The following is an 18,645-nucleotide window of genomic DNA, read 5'->3' on the forward strand; positions in this document are numbered from 1 at the left end:
ATTCCCCTTGGCCCGCACGCACCCGGCACGTTCCGGGGCAGGCATGATTCGAAACCGCCGCGCACGGGACGAAGGCCCATGCACACGTCCGCGGCCTGATGGCCGCGGCTGCGAGGGGATTGTTGGCAGGCCGGGGCGCAAGGTCAGTAGCGGAAACTTGCGTTCGCTCACCGATGCTCAAACCCGGTGCGACTCAGCCGGGGTCGGGTACCCACAGGTAGCCGGCACCGCGCACCGCCCGCACCGGCAGCGGCGAGCCTGCGAGCCGGCGCACGCGCGCACGCAGGCGATGGACCAGCACTTCCAGCCGGTGCGGGTCGAAATCCCACGGGTCCGAGGTGATGCGGGAGATCAGCATTTCCCGGTCGACCGCCTGCCCGGGCGTGGAGATCAGCGTCTCGAGGAAGGCGCGTTCGGCCGCGCCCAGGTCCAGCATGCTGCCGTCGGGGGCCTGCAGTTGCCAGCCGCCGGCCTGCAGGCGCCAGCCCGTGGCCTGCGCAAGTGGGGTGGTTCCGGTGTCGGCGGCCGGCACTTCCAGCCGCCGGCGCAGGGAGGCCATCGCCGCGACCAGCACGCCCAGATCCACCGGCTTGACCAGGTACAGGTCGGCGCCGTCCTCCAGCCCGCGCGCCATGTCGCGTGCGCCGCCGCGGCCGGTCAGCATCACGATGCCCACCTGCGATGCCTGGCGCAGGTGCGCGGCCACCGAGTAGCCATCCTCGCCCGGCAGCATCAGGTCCAGCAGCACGATGTCGCAGGGGTGGACCGACAGGTGCCGGTAGAGCGCCTCGGCGCTGGGCAACCCGGCCACCGCGGCGCCATGGTCGGACAGTTCGGCCACGAGCAGGTGCCGCAACTCAGGATCGTCCTCCACCACCGCTATGCGCAGGCCCGTCAGCGCCGTGTCGTCGATGGCCTGTTCCAGAGACTGGTCCAATACCGCTTCCCGGGAGATATTTTCACACCGTCTTGATGCTAGCACGCAGCCATGCGCGCGCTTCAGCCCGCGTCGCATGTGTTTCGGTATGCTGCGCCGATGCTGCCAGGCCCCCTTGTCCGCAACTGTGCCGCCCTGCTGGTCCTGGCCACCTGCTGCGCCCCTGCGCTGGCACGCGGCACCATCGAACGGATCCACATCGTGGGCCTGGATGCGGACGCCGACGAGCCGATCGAACAGAACGTGCGCATCTCTCTGTCGCTGTCCGATGCGGTGGGCAAGCCGCAGGGCGAATCGCGCCTGGAATACCTGCTGCTGCGCGCGGAGAAGGAGGCGCGGCAGGCGCTGGAACCGTTCGGCTACTACTCCCCGACCATCGAGGTGGAGGCACCGCGCGGCGACGAGGAATCCTTCACCGTCACCGTTCGCATCGACAAGGGCGAGCCGGTACGCGTGCACGACGCGCACGTGGCCCTCATCGGCCCGGCCAGTGGCGACCGCTACATGCGCGAGGAGGTGGAGGCCTTCCGCCCGCGCGAAGGCGAGCTGTTCGAGCACCAGGTGTACGAAGCCAGCAAGGACGGCATCACCCGCCGCCTGGCCGAGCGCGGCTACTTCGACGCGGACTTCATGCAGCGCCAGGTGCGCGTGACCCGCGCCGCCGGCACCGCCGACATCGAACTGGTGTGGGACAGCGGCGCCCGCTACGACATGGGGCCCACCACCTTCCACCAGGATTACTTCCGCCCCGGCCTGCTGGACAAGCTGGTCACCTGGGAGGAAGGCAGCTACTTCCACCAGGGCAAGCTGGACCGGCTGCGCGAATCGCTGGTGCGGCTGGACTACTTCGGCGCGATCGACATCCAGGCCCATCCGGACCGCGCCACCGAGGACTACCGGGTGCCGGTGGACGTGAACCTGGTGCTGGCGCGGCGCAACGTCTACAGCGCCGGCCTCAGTTACGGCACCGAAAGCGGCACCGGCGTGCGCCTGGGCGTGGAGCGGCGCTACGTCAACGACAAGGGCCACAAGCTCAACTGGGACGTGGACTGGGCGCAGAAGCGCAAGAGCTTCCTTACCCAGTACCGGGTGCCGGCCTTCGCCTGGCTGGATGGCTGGTACGGGCTCTCGCTGGGTGCATACGACGAGCAGACCGACTACATCGACCTGCGCAACGCCAAGCTGGTGGCCAGCCGCAGCGGCGAGCTCAACGAGCAGTGGACCCTGGTGGCATCGCTCAACGCCCTGCGCGAGCGGTGGAGCTACGACATGGACCTGGACACCGGCCAGCGCCTGTACGCATACGCCACCCTGATGTACCCGGAGCTGGCCGCCACCTACGTGGGCGTGGACGACCGCCTGTTTCCGCGCCGCGGGGTCAGTGTCAACCTGTCCCTGCGCGGCGGCGTGGAGGGTGCCGGCTCCGATGCCACCTTCGGCCAGGCATGGGCCAACGCCACCTGGTACAAGGCGATTGCCGAAAACGACCGCCTGATCGTGCGTGGCGAAGCCGGCACCACCTGGACCGACGCGCTGGTGGCGATGCCCCCGAGCCTGCGCTTTTTCGCCGGTGGCGACCGCAGCATCCGCGGCTACGCCTGGCGCGAAGTGGGCCCGCGCACGCCGCCGCCGGACAACTATGCCCTGGGCGCCAAACACGTCGTCACCGCCTCGGTGGAGTACGAGCGTTACTTCGGCGGCGGCCCGTGGGGGGCGGCGGTATTCGTCGATGCCGGCGACGCCTTCGATGACCGCTTCAAGGCGCGCGTGGGCGTGGGCGTGGGCCTGCGCTGGATCTCGCCCGTCGGCCCGGTGCGGGTGGACCTGGCCCACGGCCTGGATGACGCCGACTCGCAGTTCCAGGTGTACCTGAGCCTGGGGGCGAACCTGTGAGTACCCCGGACCCTGCGCCGGGCACCGCGCCAGCGCCCGCGCCGCGGCGGCCGCGCTTCTACCGGCGACGCCGGTTCTGGGCATGGTCGGGGCTGGCTGCGCTGGCCGCGGCGGTGGCCGGCGCGACCCTGTTGTACTGGCTGCTGCAGACGGTGGCCGGGCGCGACGTGCTGTTGGCGCAGATCGTCTCGCGGCTGCCGGTGGACGCTTCGCTCAGCTGGGAACGCGCCGAAGGCCCGCTGGCCGGGCCGCTGACCCTGCACCAGCTGGATTTCCGCTACCAGGACTACCGCTTCACCGCGCGCCGCGCCTATCTGGACCCGGACATCCGGCCGCTGCTCGGGCGGCGCCTGCGGCTGGATGCCTTCGTGCTCGAGGACGCCACCCTCGACCTTGCGCCCAGCGACGAACCCTTCGAGCTGCCGCGCTGGCCCGACGTGCTGCCAGCCATCGAAATGCCGCTGGCGATCCAGGCCGACACCCTGGTGGTGGACGGACTGCGGGTGAGCAGCGGCGGCGAGCCGGTGATCGACATCCGCCGCCTGCGTGGCGGCATCGACATCGCCAATGGCCGGCTGCACGCAGAGCACCTGCAGGCGCACACCGACCTGGGGCTGTTCGCGGTGCATGGCCATTACCTGCCGGCCGAGGACTACCGCAGCGACCTGGAGGCGACCGCGGTATTCCCGGCTGCGCGTGGCCGCAGCGCGGCACGGGTGGGCCTGATCGCGCGCGGCGACCTGTCGCGGATGGACGTGGCCATCGGCGGGCGCGCGCCGGAACCGCTGCGCGCCACCCTGCGCCTGTCCGGGCGCCGCGATGCACCGCGCTGGCGCCTGCACGCGCACAGCGATGGCCTGGACCCGGCCCTGTTCACCGGCGGCGAGCCGATCGAGCAGGCGCCCGCGTTCGAGCTGCTCGCGCAGGGCACCGGTGGCGCGGCCCAGCTGTCGGGCCGGGTACACCATGCCGGCCACGACATCGTGCTGGCACCCTCGCGCCTGCGCCTGCAGGACCAGGTGCTGGAGGTGGCGCCGCTGACCCTGAGGCTCTACGACGGCCAGCTGCGGGTGCGCGGCCATGCCGATTTCACCGACCCGGCGGATGCCCGCTTCCGCGCCTCGCTGCTGGCACGCCGGATCCTGGTGCCGGGCGCTGATGCGGCGAGCCCGGCGGTGGAGATCGAACATGCCGCCATTGGCGTAGCCGGCAGCCTGGCGCGCTGGGCCACCCACGGCGAGGCCACGCTGCGCCGCGGCGATGACGCAGCCACCGTGCACCTGGACGTGCGCGGCGACCGGACCCACGCGCGCATCCACTCACTGCACGCACGCATGCCTGGCGGCGCGCTGGAAGCCAGCGGCCAGGCCGGGTGGTCGCCGCGCCTTGAATGGGACGTGGCGGTGGCCCTGGACGGGTTCGACCCGGGCTATTTCCTTCCTGGCTGGAATGGCCGGGTGAACGGCCGCCTGGCCAGCACCGGCCAGGCGCGCGACGCGGGCGGCTTCGACCTGGACGTGGACCTGCAGGACCTGGGCGGCCAGCTGCGCGGACGCGCGCTGGATGGCCGCGGCCACTTCGCCCTGCGCGGAAGCGACGGCCGCGGCGAGCTGGTCCTGGCGCTGGGGGCCAGCCGGCTGCGCGCACAGGGGCGCATCGCCGGCCAGCGCATCGACGTGGAAGCGCAGGCGGCGCCGGTGCGGCTGGACGATCTGTGGCCCGATGCCGGCGGCGAACTGCAGGGCAGCGTGCAACTGGCCGGCCCGCGCAACGCACCGGACCTGCGCGCCGACCTGCAGGGCCGCGGCCTGCGCTGGGGCGAGTGGACCGCCGCGCAGTTCTCGCTGCACGGCGCACTGCCCTGGCGTGGGCGTGGCGGCGACCTGCAACTGGAAGCGCGCGCGCTGGACGCCGGGGTCGCGGTGCAGCGGCTGGCGGTGCGCGCCCGCGGCGCCGTGGAGGACCTGCAACTTGCACTGGAAGCGGACAGCGAGCAGGCCGCGCGGCTGGCACTGTCGGGCCTGCTGCAACGGCGTGGTGCCGGTTGGCAGGGCACCCTGGAACGGCTGCGGGTCGAACCACTGCGCGGCCAGCCGTGGGTGCTGCAGGCGCCAGCCACGTTTGCCATCGCCGGCGCGCGCGTGCGCCTGGAGCCGGCCTGCCTGGCGGTCACCGGCAAGGACGGCGACGCTTCGCTGTGCGCGCAGGCGGACTGGCCGCGCCAGGGCCTGTCCGTCACCAGCGAGCGCCTGCCGCTGAGCCTGCTGCACCCCTGGCTGCCGCGCAACGAAGGACGCGCCCTGGTGCTGCGCGGCGACCTCAGCCTGGAGGCCGACCTGCGCCCGCAGGCCAACCGCTGGAGCGGCAAGCTGCGCCTGGCGTCGCCGGAAGGCGGCTTGCGCCTGGGCGACCGCTCGCGCCGCGAGATCATCCGCTACGACCAGTTCAGCGTCGACCTGGAATTCGACCCGCGCCGGATCAAGGCGCGCCTCGGCAGCGGCTTCCGCGGCGACGGCTACATCGACGCCACGGTCGAGACCGGCTGGGAGCCGCACTCGCCGCTGGAAGGCAACATCTACACCTACATGTCGCGGCTGTTCTGGCTGGAGCTGCTGTCGCCGGAACTGGTGCGCCCGCGCGGCGTGGTCCGTGGCCACGTCAGCCTGCGCGGCACCCGCGGCCAGCCGGCGCTGGGCGGGCAGCTGCTGCTGGAGGACTTCGAGGGCGAGCTGCCGGTGCTGGGCCTGGCCCTGAGCGAAGGCCGCGGCAGCCTGGACGCACAGCCCGATGGCTCGGCCCGCATCTCCGCCTCGGTGCGTTCCGGCGAAGGCACGCTGGGCATGGACGGCGCGCTGTCCTGGTACGGGCAGGAGACGCCGCTGCAGTTGCACATGCACGGCCGCGACGTGCTCATCTCCGACACCGCGATGTTGCGCGCGGTGGCCGCACCGGACCTGCGCTTCGGCATGCGCGGCCGCACCATGACCCTCACCGGCGAGGTGGTGGTGCCCAGCGCGGAGCTGGACCTGGAATTCCTCGAACAGGGCGTCTCGGCTTCCGAAGACGTGGTGGTGGTCGACCCGGTCGACCCGCAGGAAGGGCCCAGCGCGCCGCTGGAAATGGACCTGGTGCTGGTGCTGGGCGAGCAGGTGCAGCTGAGCGGATACGGCCTGGATGGCCGCTTGCAGGGCCGGCTGGAAGTGCGCGCCAGGCCTGGCCGCGAGATGACCGCGACCGGTGCACTGGACGTATCCGGCCGCTACGAAGCTTACGGCCAGAAGCTGGAGGTCACCCGCGGCCAGATGACCTGGAGCAACAACCTGGTGAGCGACCCGCGGGTGAACCTGCGCGCCGAGCGCCGCGTCAACGATGTCATCGCCGGCATCAGCGTCACCGGCAACGCGCTCGAGCCGCGGGTGGAGGTGTGGTCAAACCCGTCGATGCCGCAGTCCGAGGCGCTGTCCTATCTCATGCTCGGCCGCAGCCTGGAGGGCGCCACCCGCACCCAGGCCAACCAGGTCACCGCGGCGTCGGCGGCGATGTCGGCCGGCACCAGCCTGCTCACCGCCCGCCTGGGCGCGCGCATGGGCTTCGACGATGCCGGCGTCACCCAGTCACGCGCGCTTGGCGGCTCGGTGGTGGGCGTGGGCAAGTACATCTCGCCCAGCCTGTATGTGGGCTACGGCGTGTCGATGGTCGGCAGTGGCCAGGTGCTGATCCTGAAGTACCTGCTGCGCAAGGGATTCGACGTGGAGATCGAGTCCAGCACGGTGGAGACGCGCGGCTCGGTGAACTGGCGGCGCGAGAAGTAGCGTCCCGGCGCCGTCACGGCCGCATGCGCAGGAGCGCTGCACCATCATGTGCACCTGCATCGGCGGACGGGGCACGGCCGGCGGTTGTCCGCACCGGCGCACGTGGCTACCGTCCAGGCCAGCACTTGAGGGAACCACCATGTCCAAGCCACGCCATTGCCTGCTCCATGCCCTGCTGCTTGCCGCCGCGTGCACCACCGCCCACGCCGACGAAGGCATGTGGATGCCCTCGCAGATGCCGCAGTTGGCGCAGGCGCTGCAGAAGGCCGGCTATACCGGCGATCCGTCCACCCTGGCCGACCTGACCGCAGCCCCGCTCAATGCGGTGGTCCGCGCAGGCGGCGGCACCGGCGCATTCGTGTCCGCCGACGGCCTGGTGCTGACCAACCACCACGTCGCCTTCGGCGTGATCCAGTACAACTCCACGCCCGCGCGCAACCTCATCGAACAGGGCTACGTCGCCGCCGGACGCGATGCCGAACTGCCGGCCAACCCCGACTTCCGGGTGCGGGTCACGGTGGGCTTCGACAATGTCACCGAACAGGTGCTGGCCGGCGCCCGCGGTCGCAAGGGACGCGCCTACCAGGACGCGGTGGATGCGGCCGGCAAGCGCATCGTCGCCGAATGCGAGCGCGAGCCGGGCATCCGCTGCAGCATCGCGGCCATGTACAGCGGCAGCGATTTCTACCGCATCCGCCAGCTGGAACTGCGCGACCTGCGCCTGGTCTATGCGCCGCCGCGCGGCATCGGCAACTACGGCGACGAGATCGACAACTTCATGTGGCCGCGCCACGCCGGCGACTTCACCCTGCTGCGCGCCTACGTCGACCGCCAAGGCCGCCCCGCCGCATACGCGCCGGACAACGTGCCCTACCAACCGCCCTCGCACCTGCAGGTGGCCCGCACCGGCCCGGAGGCGGGCGACTTCGCCATGCTGGCCGGTTATCCCGGCACCACGTTCCGGCACCGCACCGCGGCCGAGTTCGCACGCCAGGTGGAATGGACCCTGCCCGCCCGCGTGGACGTGTTCGACGCGCTGATCGGCGTGGTCGAGCAGGCCGGCCGCCACGACCCGGCCACGCGCACCCTGTACGCGGCGCAGTTGCAATCGCTGAAGAACAACCGTAAGCGCGCGGCCGGTGAACTGGAAGGCCTGCGCCGCAGCGACGCGGTGCGCCGGCGCGCGATCGACGAGCGCGCGATGCTGGCTGCCGCCCCGCGCAGCGAAGCACGCGACATCGCCGCGCTGGCCGGCGTGCTGGAGCAGGCCGCGGCGGTGCGCGAACGCACCCTGCTGCTGGGCCTGGTCACCTCGCAATCGCAGTTGCTGCGTTCGGCCCTGCACCTGCAGCGGCTGCGGCACGAGGCCGGCAAGCCGGACCCGGAGCGCGAATCGGGCTACCAGGCGCGCGACCTGGCGCTGATCGAGGGCATGCTGCGCCAGGTCCAACGCCGCTACGACCCGCGCGTGGAAAAGGCCCTGCTGTCCGAGCTGCTTGGCCGCTACCAGCAACTGCCGGACGCGCAACGCCTGCCGGAATTGGACGCTGCCTTCGGGCGCGATGCCGGCGCCCTGGCCGCCACCCTGGACCGCGTGTACGGATCCACCGCGCTGGGCCAGGAGCAGGTCCGGCTGGACGCCTTCGCCGCAGCGCGCGAGGGCAAGCCCCTGCCGGCCGACCCGCTGCTGGAGCTGGCCGCGCAATTGCTGCCGGCGCAGTTGCAGATGGAGAACGCGGCCAAGGCCAGCGAGGGCGAGCAGTTGCGGCTGCGGCCGGCCTACATGCGTGCGCTGGCGGCGTGGCGCAATGCCCAGGGGCAGGCGCTGTACCCCGATGCCAACGGCACCCTGCGCATCAGCTACGGCAGGCTGGAACCGCTGCAGCCGCGCGATGCCGTGCACTACGCCCCGCTCACCAGCGTGGCTGGAATCACCGAGAAGCACACCGGCCAGGTGCCGTTCGATGCGCCGCAACCGCTGCTCGACGCGATCGCCGCCGGTGATTTCGGCCACACCGCCGACCCGGCGCTGGGCACCCAGACGGTCAACTTCTTGACCAACCTGGACACCACCGGCGGCAACTCCGGCTCGCCGGTGCTCAATGCGGCCGGCGAACTGATCGGCCTGAACTTCGACAGCAACTGGGAAGCGGTGAGCGCCAGCTGGTGGTTCGACCCGCGCTACAAGCGCGCCATCCACGTGGACATGCGCTACATGCGCTGGCTGATGGAGAAGGTCTATCCTGCCCCGCACCTGCTCCAGGAAATGGGACTGGACGGGAGCTCGCCCCTGTAGGAGCCGGTCTTGCCGGCGATTGCCATCGCTGGCAGTCCCGGGTCGATGGCTCCGGCATGGCCGTCGCTGCAATGCCGGCCCCTGCCGACGTGCGGGTCGCGATGCGGCTTGTCAACGGGTTACATCGACGCGCAGCGGTTGCCACAATCGGCGTCCGCTTTCCGCAGCCGATCCCCCACTCCATGACCGAAATTTCCGCCGCGCTCGCGCGCAAGATCGCCCAGACCATCGCCACGGAGATCGGCGCGCAACCGGCGCAGGTGGTGGCCGCGGTCGGCCTGCTGGACGAGGGCGCGACCGTGCCGTTCATCGCGCGCTACCGCAAGGAAGTCACCGGCGGCCTGGACGACACCCAGTTGCGCAACCTGGAAGTGCGCCTGGGCTACCTGCGCGAGATGGAAGACCGCCGCGCCGCGATCCTGTCCAGCATCGCCGAGCAGGGCAAGCTGACCGACGAGCTGCGCGGCGACATCGAGGCGGCCGACAGCAAGTCGCGCCTGGAAGACCTGTACCTGCCCTACAAGCAGAAGCGCCGCACCCGCGCCCAGATCGCGCGCGAGGCCGGGCTGGAGCCGCTGGCCGATGGCCTGCTCGAAGACCCGACGCGGGTGCCGGAAGAATTCGCCGCCACGTTCGTCGATGCCGACAAGGGCGTGGCCGATGCGAAGGCCGCGCTGGAAGGCGCGCGCGCGATCCTGATCGAACGCTGGGGCGAGGACGCCGCGCTGGTCGGCGAGCTGCGCACCTGGTTGCAGGAGGTCGGTGTGATCCGCGCAAAGGTCGCCGAGGGCAAGGAGACGGCCGGCGAGAAGTTCCGCGACTACTTCGACCACGCCGAGCCGCTGGCGAAGATCCCCTCGCACCGCATGCTGGCGCTGCTGCGCGGACGCCGCGAGGAGTTCCTCGGCCTGGACCTCGACCCGGGCAGCGATGCCGACGCCGGCCATCTGTACGCCGAAGGCCGCGTCGCCCTGCACGCGGGCATCGCCGACCAGGGACGCGCCGCCGATGCCTGGCTGCGCAATGCCTGCCGCCTGGCGTGGAAGGCCAAGCTGCACCTGCACCTGCTGATCGACCTGTTCGCGCAGGCGCGCGAACGGGCCGAGGCCGACGCGATCGCGGTGTTCGGCGACAACCTCAAGGACCTGCTGCTGGCGGCGCCGGCCGGGCCGAAGGCGGTGCTGGGCCTCGATCCCGGCCTGCGCACGGGCGTCAAGGTCGCGGTGGTCGATGCCACCGGCAAGCTGGTGGCTACCGACACCATCTATCCGCACGAGCCGCGCCGGCAGTGGGACCAGTCGCTGGTGTCCCTGCGCAAGCTGTGCCAGGCGCACGGCGTGCAGCTGGTGGCGATCGGCAACGGCACCGCCAGCCGCGAGACCGACAGGCTCGCCGGCGACCTGCTCAAGCTGGCGCCCGAACTGAAGATGCAGAAGATCGTGGTCAGCGAGGCCGGCGCCTCGGTGTATTCGGCCTCGGAGCTGGCAGCGAAGGAGTTCCCGGGCCTGGACGTGTCGCTGCGCGGCGCGGTGTCGATCGCGCGGCGCCTGCAGGATCCGCTGGCCGAGCTGGTCAAGATCGAACCCAAGGCCATTGGTGTGGGCCAGTACCAGCACGACGTCGACCAGTACAAGCTGGCGCGCGCGCTGGATGCACGCGTGGAGGATTGCGTGAACGCGGTCGGCGTGGACCTCAACACCGCCTCGGCACCGCTGCTGGCGCGCGTGTCCGGGCTGTCGTCGACGGTGGCGGGAAATATCGTGACGCACCGCGACGCCAACGGACCGTTCAAGCGCAGGAAGGACCTGCTCAAGGTGCCGCGCCTGGGCGAGAAGACCTTCGAGCAGTGCGCCGGCTTCCTGCGCATCGCCGACGGCGACGAGCCGCTGGACGCCTCGGCCGTGCATCCGGAAGCCTATCCTGTGGTCGAACGCATCGTCGCCGCCACCGGCAAGCCGATCCGCGCGCTGGTCGGCGATGCCGGCTTCGTGCGCACGCTGAAAGCACGCGAGTTCACCGACGAGCGCTTCGGCGAACCGACCGTGCGCGACATCCTGGCCGAGCTCGAGAAGCCCGGCCGCGACCCGCGCCCGGAGTTCAGGGCAGCGGTGTTCGCCGACGGCATCGAGGACATCAAGGACCTGCGCGAGGGCATGATCCTGGAAGGCGTGGTCAGCAACGTTGCCGCGTTCGGCGCCTTCGTCGACATCGGCGTGCACCAGGACGGGCTGGTCCACATCTCCGCGCTGTCGGACAAGTACGTCAAGGATCCGCGCGAGGTGGTCAAGGCCGGCGACATCGTCAAGGTGAAGGTGCTGGAGGTCGATGTCGCGCGCAAGCGGATTGCGCTGACGCGGCGCCTGGACGACGCGCCCGGCCAGGCGACCTCGCGCCCGGGCGAACGCGATGCGCGCCGCGACGGCGGGCGCCCGGCCGGCGGCGCGCGCGAGGGACGCGGCGAGCGTGCGCGTGGAGGCCCGGCGCGGCCACAGCAGCAGGCCGCACCGTTCAACAGCGCTATGGCCGACGCGCTCAAGGGCCTGCGCCGTTCCTGAAGGGCCGGGGCGGCTCAGGCCACGCGGCTGCGGCGTTGGCGCTCCAGGTGGACCAGCAGCAGCGAGATCGCCGCCGGCGTCATCCCGGGAATACGCTGCGCCTGGCCGAGGGTGTGCGGGCGCACCCGCTCCAGCTGCTGCCGCGCCTCGACCGAGAGCCCACGCACGGCCGCGTAGTCGAACCCTTCGGGGATCGTGGCTTCCTCGTGGCGGCGCTGGCGCGCGATTTCCTCGCGCTGGCGGTCCAGGTAGCCGGCGTACTTGGTCTCGACCTCCACCTGCTGGGCCACGTCGGCTGCCACCGCGGCGTCCGGCGCGAATGCCGGCAGTGATACCAGCCCGGCGTAATCCAGTTCCGGCCGCCGCAACAACTCCAGCGCGCTGTTCTCGCGGCTCAGTTCGATGCCCAGCAGCTGGGTCGCCTCGCGACCGGCAGCGTTGTGTGGCGAGGCCCACAGCGCGCCCAGGCGCCGGGTTTCGCGCGCGATCGCCTCGCGTTTGGCTTCGAACCGCGACCAGCGCGCATCGTCCACCAGCCCCAGCTCGCGCCCGACCGGGGTCAGGCGCAGGTCGGCATTGTCCTCGCGCAGCTGCAGCCGGTACTCGGCGCGCGAGGTGAACATGCGGTACGGCTCCGTGGTGCCGTGGGTGATCAGGTCGTCCACCAGCACGCCGATGTAGGCCTGGTCGCGGCCCGGCGACCAGGGCGCGAGTGCGCACACGAAGCGCGCGGCATTCACGCCGGCCAGCAAACCCTGCGCGGCCGCCTCCTCGTAGCCGGTGGTGCCGTTGATCTGGCCGGCGAAGAACAGCCCCGCCACCGCCTTGGTCTCGAGCGAGGTCCTGAGGCCGCGCGGATCGAAGAAGTCGTACTCGATCGCGTAGCCGGGCCGGGTGATGTGTGCGTTCTCGAACCCGACCACGCTGCGCACCAGCTCCAGCTGCACGTCGAACGGCAGCGAGGTGGAGATGCCATTGGGGTAGATCTCGGTGACATCCAGGCCTTCGGGCTCGACGAAGATCTGGTGGCTGGCCTTGTCGGCAAAGCGCACCACCTTGTCCTCGATGCTCGGGCAGTAGCGCGGGCCGATGCCCTCGATCTGGCCCGAGTACAGCGGCGAGCGGTGCAGCGCGCCGCGGATGATGTCGTGGGTGCGCTGCGTGGTCTGGGTGATCCAGCACGGCACCTGGCGCGGGTGGTCGGCATGCGAGCCGAGGAACGAAAACACCGGGCGCGGATCATCGCCCGGCTGCACGGCCATCTTCGTGTAATCGAGCGTGCGCCCGTCGATGCGCGGGGGCGTGCCGGTCTTGAGCCGATCCACGCCGAGGGACCGTTCGCGCAGGCGCGCGGCCAGGGTCATCGCGGGCGGATCGCCCATGCGCCCGGCCGCGTACTGGGTTTCACCGATATGCACCTTGCCGGCCAGGAAGGTGCCCGCGGTCAGCACCACCGCCGGCGCATCGAAGCGCAGGCCGGTGTTGGTGATCGCGCCGCGCACCGCCTCGCCGCCGCTTGCGTCCGATTCGATCACCAGGTCGTCCACCGCCGCCTGGAAGACGGTCAGGCCCGGCTGGTGCTCGACCGCGCGGCGCACGAAGGCGCGGTACAGGCCACGATCGGCCTGGGCGCGGGTGGCGCGCACGGCCGGGCCCTTGGAGGCGTTGAGCCGGCGCCACTGGATGCCGGCGGCGTCGGCGGCCTTGGCCATCACCCCGCCCAGCGCGTCGATCTCGCGCACCAGGTGGCCCTTGCCGATGCCACCGATGGCCGGGTTGCAGCTCATCGCGCCCACGGTCTCGATGTTGTGGGTCAGCAACAGGGTGCGCGCACCGGCCCGGGCCGCGGCCAGCGCAGCCTCGGTGCCGGCGTGGCCGCCGCCGATCACGATCACGTCATAGCGGTGGAAGGCGGTCATGGGCAGGCGGCGGAAGGGGCCGGCGGGGCCGGGCGATGGGCGGGAGACGCGATTCTACTGCCACGGCGGAGGGCACCCGGGAAATCTGGCACGGTTCCTGCTGCAACCTCCCTGCACCCGCAGCGGCAGCGTCAATGGCGCGGCTGGATTGGAACAGGGGCCGGCCACGCGCGCGGCGGGGGAGCACAGGGGTCGGTAGTCGGGGGACTACCGACCCCTTTTTTGTTCGTCATCGACGCTACAGCCGCGCGGGCGCGGGCTGCGGCCCGGCGCGTCCAGCGCCAGGCCCGGCCGTCCGCGACGCCCTGCCGCACAAAAAAGCAGCCCGGCACTGCGGCCGGGCTGGAAGAGGCGTCGACGTCCGGCAGGGCCGGAACAGGGGGGATCCAGATTTTCCTGCCGGACATCGACATGGTCGTGCCATGCGGGTCAGAAGGTGACGCCCATGGTCATGCGCGGGCTAGCTTGGCGTGTGGCGCACGACAACGCAAGAGCGGACTCAGGGTCGTACTGTGCTCCGCTTCACATTCCGGGCCGCAGCCGGGCGCGCGCCACGGGCCGGGGGCCGCGCAGCGGGCGACGGCGTCGCGTCGGTACGCGGCCGCACGGTCCGCGCCGGCAGCTGGCTGGCACGCTCCGCCCGCACCCGCTGGCCGCCAGTGGCCGGTTGCGGAGGCGGCGCAGGGCGCAGGGTCGCAGCACCCTGCCCACCGGGCCTCGGGCCCTGCACTCCGGAACGTGGCTGGCTGGACCGTGGCGGGCCCTGCATCCCGGAACGTGGCTGGCCGGATCGTGGCGGGCCCTGCATCCCGGAACGTGGCTGGCCGGACCGCGGCGGGCCCTGCCGCGCCGGCGGCCGATTGCCGTCACCGGGCCGGGCACGGTCGATGTTGCGCCACGGCGCGCCATCCAGGCGCGGACGTTCGGGACGATGGTTGTCGGCAGGCGGACGCGGACGCGGCGGCGGACGGTCATTGCCGGGGCGTGGACGCGGTGGGCCTTCGTGGCCCGGACGCGGGCGCGGCGGCTGCACATGCGGCGGACGGTAGACCGGCGGGCGCTGCGCCGGCGGGCGCACGTAGTACCCGTGCCGGTACGGGCCTGCATACGGGGACCGATACGGCGAGTAGTAGCGCAGCCCGTAGGACATGCCCGGGCTGTAGTCGTAGTAGGGATAGACGCCGGATCCATAGATGACCGTTGCCGAGCCACGGGTCACCGTCTCGCCGGTGTAGTAGCCGCCGCCCTGGTCCACGTAGCCGTAGGTGCTGCATCCGCCCAGGGCCATTGCCAGCGCGAGGCCGGCCAGTGATCGCATTTTCATGGACATTTCCCCCGTCCGGTGACGATCCCAGCTTGGCATGGCGCATTGAATCGGTGCTTAACCCCGCGTTCCCGGCGCCTGCGCGCTCAGGCGCTGGACAGGATGCGCCACGCCGCAGGACGGCGGATGCATGCGCTACCCTTGGTCCATGAGCCAGGGTCCTGCCAACGCCGCCGCCCGTGCGCGCCATGCCGCGCATGCACGCCGATGGCGAGCGGGCGTCGCGCCCGCCAGCGCAGCGGGCCATGCGGGGCGGAAGCCTTGGCGCGGCTGAAGCGCCGGCCCGCGCGCCGCTGGCTGTGGCGCGTGCCGCTGCTGCTGGTGCTGTGGCTGGCGGGGGTCGCCACATGGATCGTGTGGGTCGGCCAGCGCGACCAGGCTGGGGCGGCCGACGCGATCATCGTGCTGGGCGCGGCCGCTTATGACGCGCGCCCTTCGCCGGTGTTCGAGGAGCGCATCCGCCACGGGCTGGAACTGTACCGGCGCGGGCACGCACCCACGCTCCTGTTCACCGGCGGCTATGGCAACGGCGCACGCTTTGCCGAATCGCAGGTGGCGCGGCGCTACGCGATGCGCCATGGCATTCCGGAATCGGCCATCCTGATCGAGACGGCCTCGCACACCACCCATGAAAACCTGCTGCAGGCGCGCACCCTGATGCAACGCCACGGGCTGCACCGGGCCATCGTGGTCAGCGACCCGCTGCACATGGCGCGTGCGCTGCGCCTGTGCCGGCGCCTGGGCATCGAGGCCACCGGCTCGCCCACTCCCAGCACCCGTTTCCGCAGCTTCCAGACCCAGTGGAAGTTCCTGCTGCAGGAGGTCTATTTCTTCCATCGCGACCTGGTACAGCACGCAGCGTGAGCGGTGCGCGCGGACGCAGGCGGCGACCCTGCAGCGGCATGCACGCTCAGCGCGGGCGGCGGCGGATCGGAATCGCCGACAGCGGCACCGCCGCGATCTCCTGGCCGCCCTCGCGGATGGGCGCGCCCGGCGCAGGCGCCCAGGCCTGCGCATAGATCACCTCCCAGGTACTGGGCAGGCGCCCGTCGCCATCACGCAATGGCTCGTAAGCGGCGGCCGCCGCCGCGAAGCGCGCGCGCCCGGTCAGGCTGCGGCGGCGTGATGCCAGCGCATTGGTGGCACCGATGGCACGCAGTTCGCGCATCAGTGCCGGCAGGTCCGGATAGGTGAGGGTGAACAGGTCGCGGTCCACCACCGGGTCGCGGAAGCCGGCACCCATCAGCGCGTCGCCGAACCCGGCGATGCTGGCAAACGGGCTGACGTGCGCGGCCGGGTCGGCACCGGCGAAGGCCTGGCGCAACTCGGACAGGGTTTCCGGGCCGAAACTCGAACACAGCAGCAGCCCACCCGGGCGCAGCACCCGGCGAAAGCCGGCGAACACGGCCGGCAGATCCTCCACCCATTGCAGGCACAGGTTGCTGAAGATCACATCCACGCTGGCCTCGGCCAACGGCAGCGCGCGCGCATCGGCGCACACCCGGGCCAGCGGCCGGCGCCATCCCGACTGCCGGCGCGCCTGGCGCAGCATCGGCAGGGCCAGGTCGATGGCCAGCACCTGCGCGCCAGGCCAGCGCTTTTTCATTGCCGCGGCCGCGTGGCCGGTGCCGCTGCCCACGTCCAGCACCACGGCCGGCACGGTGTCGTCCAGGTAGGCCAGCGACTCGAGCAGGCGCGTGCGCACCTCGGCCTGCAGCGCGGCGGCGGCGTCATAGCCGTCGGCCGCGCGCGAGAAGGCGCGGCGGATGTGGCGCGCATCGAACAGGCGCTCCATCGGCCGGTTCATGGCGCCAGGCCGTCGGCAAACGCGGCCAGCTCGGCCGCCACCGCATCGGCATGGCCGAGGAACGGCGCGTGGCCGGCCCCGGCCAGCTCGACGAAGCGCGCATCCGGCGCCAGCGCGGCGGCGGCGGCCATGCCGGCCGGGTTCACCAGGCGGTCGCGGCGCCCGGCCAGCCACAGGCTGGGCACGCGCAGTGCGGACAGGGCGCGGCGCTGGTCGCTTCCATCCAGCAGGGCCAGTCCGGCGCGCAGCGCCTCTGGATCGGGCTGGCCGCGTTCGTGCAGCAGGGTGCGCAGCGTCTTGAGTTCGGCACGGCCATGTTCGGAACCGAGCGTATCCAGGGCGATGAAGCGGTCCAGGGTGCCGCTGAAGTCACGTCCCAGTTCGTCGCCGAAGCGTTCGAACACCGAACGCTCCACCGCGTGCGGCCAGTCCGGCCCGCGCACGAAGCGCGGCGTGGCCGCGACCATCGCCAACCCGCGCACTCCCGGCAGGCTGGCTGCCGCACGCAGGGCGAATACGCCGCCCAGCGACCAGCCCAGCCAGATTGCCGGGGGGGTACGCGCGGCAATGGCGCTGACCACCGCGGCCGGGTCCAGGGTCTGGTCCGGATCGCGGCTGAAGCCATGCCCGGGCAGGTCGACCAGGTGCAGGCGGAAATGCGGCGCCAGGCGCCGGGCCAGCGGCGCGAACACGCCGCCGTGCAGCGCCCAGCCATGGATCAGCACCAGGTCCGGGCCGCTGCCGAGGGTTTCGATGTGCATGGTGCGCAATTGTCGCCGATACGGCCGCACGCGCGCGATGCCATGGTGGCGCCGGGTGTGGCCACCGTGGCGCGGCGGCGCGTGCACGCCCAGCCCGGCGGCTAGGCTCCCCGGGCGACCTGTTCGCGCGCGTCGGCGATGGCAACCACCAGCGCCTGCACCTGCTGCGGCGTGTGCAGCGTCGAGAAGGTCACGCGCAACCGCGATTGCCCCTCCGGCACGGTCGGCGGGCGGATCGCGCCGACCAGGAAGCCGGCCTGCTCCAGCGCCGCGGACATGGCGCTGGCCACCGCCTCGCTGCCGCACAGTACCGGCTGGATCGGCGTATTGGACGGCATCAGCTCCAGGCCCAGGCGGCCGGCGCTGGTACGGAACAGGGCCACCAGCTCATACAGGCGCTCGCGCCGCCAGTCGTCGCGCCGGGCCAGCTTCACCGCCGCCAGTGCGGCTGCGGCCTGCGCGGGCGGCAGCGCGGTGGTGTAGATGTAGGGCCGGGCATTGCCGGCCAGGTGTTCGACCAGTTCGGCATCGCCGGCGACCAGCGCGCCGTAGCCCCCCAGGGCCTTGCCCAAGGTGACCAGTTGCAGCGGCACGTCTTCCACGCCCAACCCTGCTTCGGCCACGCTGCCGCGCCCCTGCGCGCCAACCACGCCGATGCCGTGCGCATCGTCCACGTACAGCAGGGCCTGCTCGCTGCGCGCCACCTGCGCCAGCGCGCGCAGCGGGGCGATGTCGCCATCCATCGAGAACACGCCGTCGGTGGCCAGCATCGCCGCGCCGCCCGTGGCACTGCGCAACTGGCGCAGGGCGCCTTCGGCATCCACGTGCGGGTAGCGGCGCAGGCGGCACCCGGCCAGGCGGGTGGCGTCGATCAGGCTGGCATGGTTGAGCCGGTCCTGGACGCAGACGTCCTCCTCTTCGGTCAGCAACGCCTGCTGCACCGCCAGGTTGGCGGCAAACCCGCTGCCGAACAGCAGCGCGCGCGGCACTTCCAGCCATTCGGCCACTTCGCGTTCGAGCTGCTCGTGCAGGGTGTGGTGGCCGCACACCAGGTGCGAGGCGGTGGAGCCGGCGCCCTCGCGCGCCGCCGCGTCCTGGAGCGCGGCGGCAACCTCGAACTGCAAGGCCAGCCCGAGGTAGTCGTTGCTGCAGAAGCCGGCCAGCCAGCGACCATCGACCTCCAGCTGGACGCCGTCACGGCGGGTGACGATGCGGCGCCGGCGCTGGCGCCCCTGGGCGGCGCGTTCTTCGGCGTGCGCCTGGACGCGCTCGTGGATATCGGTGCGGCTCATCGGCATTCCCCCCTGGAATCGGCCGACGGACAACCCGTCGACCCGCGCC

Annotated in this window: 10 protein-coding genes; 5 read left to right on the plus strand and 5 right to left on the minus strand. The window is 71.9% G+C overall.

All coding sequences use genetic code 11. From position 1 onward, the window contains the following. Positions 1 to 193: 193 nt before the first annotated feature. Entirely contained in the window at positions 194 to 937 is a 744-nt protein-coding gene (locus tag ACEJ41_RS12715) for a response regulator transcription factor (protein ID WP_374012621.1), read from the minus strand. A 99-nt stretch (positions 938 to 1,036) separates the two neighbouring features. Between ACEJ41_RS12715 and ACEJ41_RS12720 the strand changes: the two genes are divergently transcribed. The 4 genes from ACEJ41_RS12720 to ACEJ41_RS12735 all read left to right on the plus strand — a co-directional run bounded on the left by ACEJ41_RS12720 (position 1,037) and on the right by ACEJ41_RS12735 (position 11,493). Further along, positions 1,037 to 2,830, plus strand: coding sequence for an autotransporter assembly complex family protein (locus tag ACEJ41_RS12720; RefSeq protein WP_374012622.1), 1,794 nt, complete (start codon positions 1,037 to 1,039; stop codon positions 2,828 to 2,830). Continuing rightward, on the plus strand, positions 2,827 to 6,642 hold the full coding sequence (locus ACEJ41_RS12725) for a translocation/assembly module TamB domain-containing protein (RefSeq protein ID WP_374012623.1): 3,816 nt from the start codon (positions 2,827 to 2,829) through the stop codon (positions 6,640 to 6,642). The genes ACEJ41_RS12720 and ACEJ41_RS12725 overlap by 4 nt, the downstream gene beginning before the upstream one ends. A 139-nt stretch (positions 6,643 to 6,781) precedes the next feature. Beyond that, a complete protein-coding gene (locus ACEJ41_RS12730) occupies positions 6,782 to 8,938 on the plus strand; it encodes a S46 family peptidase (protein WP_374012624.1) in 2,157 nt (718 codons plus the stop codon). Between the two features lie 182 nt (positions 8,939 to 9,120). Beyond that, a complete protein-coding gene (locus ACEJ41_RS12735) occupies positions 9,121 to 11,493 on the plus strand; it encodes a Tex family protein (protein ID WP_374012625.1) in 2,373 nt (790 codons plus the stop codon). A gap of 14 nt (positions 11,494 to 11,507) precedes the next feature. Here ACEJ41_RS12735 and mnmG read toward each other — a convergent pair whose 3' ends face one another. Further along, positions 11,508 to 13,412: a tRNA uridine-5-carboxymethylaminomethyl(34) synthesis enzyme MnmG gene (gene mnmG / locus ACEJ41_RS12740; protein ID WP_374012626.1), complete on the minus strand. Its 1,905-nt coding sequence runs from the start codon at positions 13,410 to 13,412 to the stop codon at positions 11,508 to 11,510. A 1,636-nt stretch (positions 13,413 to 15,048) separates the two neighbouring features. On the opposite strand from mnmG, the gene ACEJ41_RS12745 reads away from it, so the two are divergent. Next, positions 15,049 to 15,600: a YdcF family protein gene (locus tag ACEJ41_RS12745; protein WP_374014151.1), complete on the plus strand. Its 552-nt coding sequence runs from the start codon at positions 15,049 to 15,051 to the stop codon at positions 15,598 to 15,600. Between the two features lie 46 nt (positions 15,601 to 15,646). Here the strand turns inward: ACEJ41_RS12745 and bioC are convergent, their stop codons facing one another. The 3 genes from bioC to bioF all read right to left on the minus strand — a co-directional run bounded on the left by bioC (position 15,647) and on the right by bioF (position 18,596). Next, complete coding sequence (bioC, locus tag ACEJ41_RS12750) at positions 15,647 to 16,531, minus strand: malonyl-ACP O-methyltransferase BioC (protein ID WP_374014152.1); 885 nt, start codon at positions 16,529 to 16,531, stop codon at positions 15,647 to 15,649. 8 nt (positions 16,532 to 16,539) lie between these two features. Next, entirely contained in the window at positions 16,540 to 17,304 is a 765-nt protein-coding gene (bioH, locus tag ACEJ41_RS12755; protein WP_374012627.1) for a pimeloyl-ACP methyl ester esterase BioH, read from the minus strand. Positions 17,305 to 17,405: 101 nt separating this feature from the next. Beyond that, positions 17,406 to 18,596, minus strand: coding sequence for an 8-amino-7-oxononanoate synthase (gene bioF / locus ACEJ41_RS12760; RefSeq protein ID WP_374012628.1), 1,191 nt, complete (start codon positions 18,594 to 18,596; stop codon positions 17,406 to 17,408). Positions 18,597 to 18,645 lie beyond the last annotated feature (49 nt).

It is taken from the genome of Pseudoxanthomonas koreensis (assembly GCF_041890415.1).
GTDB lineage: Bacteria > Pseudomonadota > Gammaproteobacteria > Xanthomonadales > Xanthomonadaceae > Pseudoxanthomonas > Pseudoxanthomonas koreensis_A.

Bases quoted from the DNA above. Each gene is read 5' to 3' on its own strand.
- ACEJ41_RS12720 (WP_374012622.1), top strand. From the start codon at position 1,037: ATGCTGCCAGGCCCCCTTGTCCGCAACTGTGCCGCCCTGCTGGTCCTG.
- ACEJ41_RS12730 (WP_374012624.1), top strand. From the start codon at position 6,782: ATGTCCAAGCCACGCCATTGCCTGCTCCATGCCCTGCTGCTTGCCGCC.
- ACEJ41_RS12735 (WP_374012625.1), top strand. From the start codon at position 9,121: ATGACCGAAATTTCCGCCGCGCTCGCGCGCAAGATCGCCCAGACCATC.
- mnmG (WP_374012626.1), bottom strand. From the start codon at position 13,412: ATGACCGCCTTCCACCGCTATGACGTGATCGTGATCGGCGGCGGCCAC.
- bioC (WP_374014152.1), bottom strand. From the start codon at position 16,531: ATGGAGCGCCTGTTCGATGCGCGCCACATCCGCCGCGCCTTCTCGCGC.
- bioH (WP_374012627.1), bottom strand. From the start codon at position 17,304: ATGCACATCGAAACCCTCGGCAGCGGCCCGGACCTGGTGCTGATCCAT.
- bioF (WP_374012628.1), bottom strand. From the start codon at position 18,596: ATGAGCCGCACCGATATCCACGAGCGCGTCCAGGCGCACGCCGAAGAA.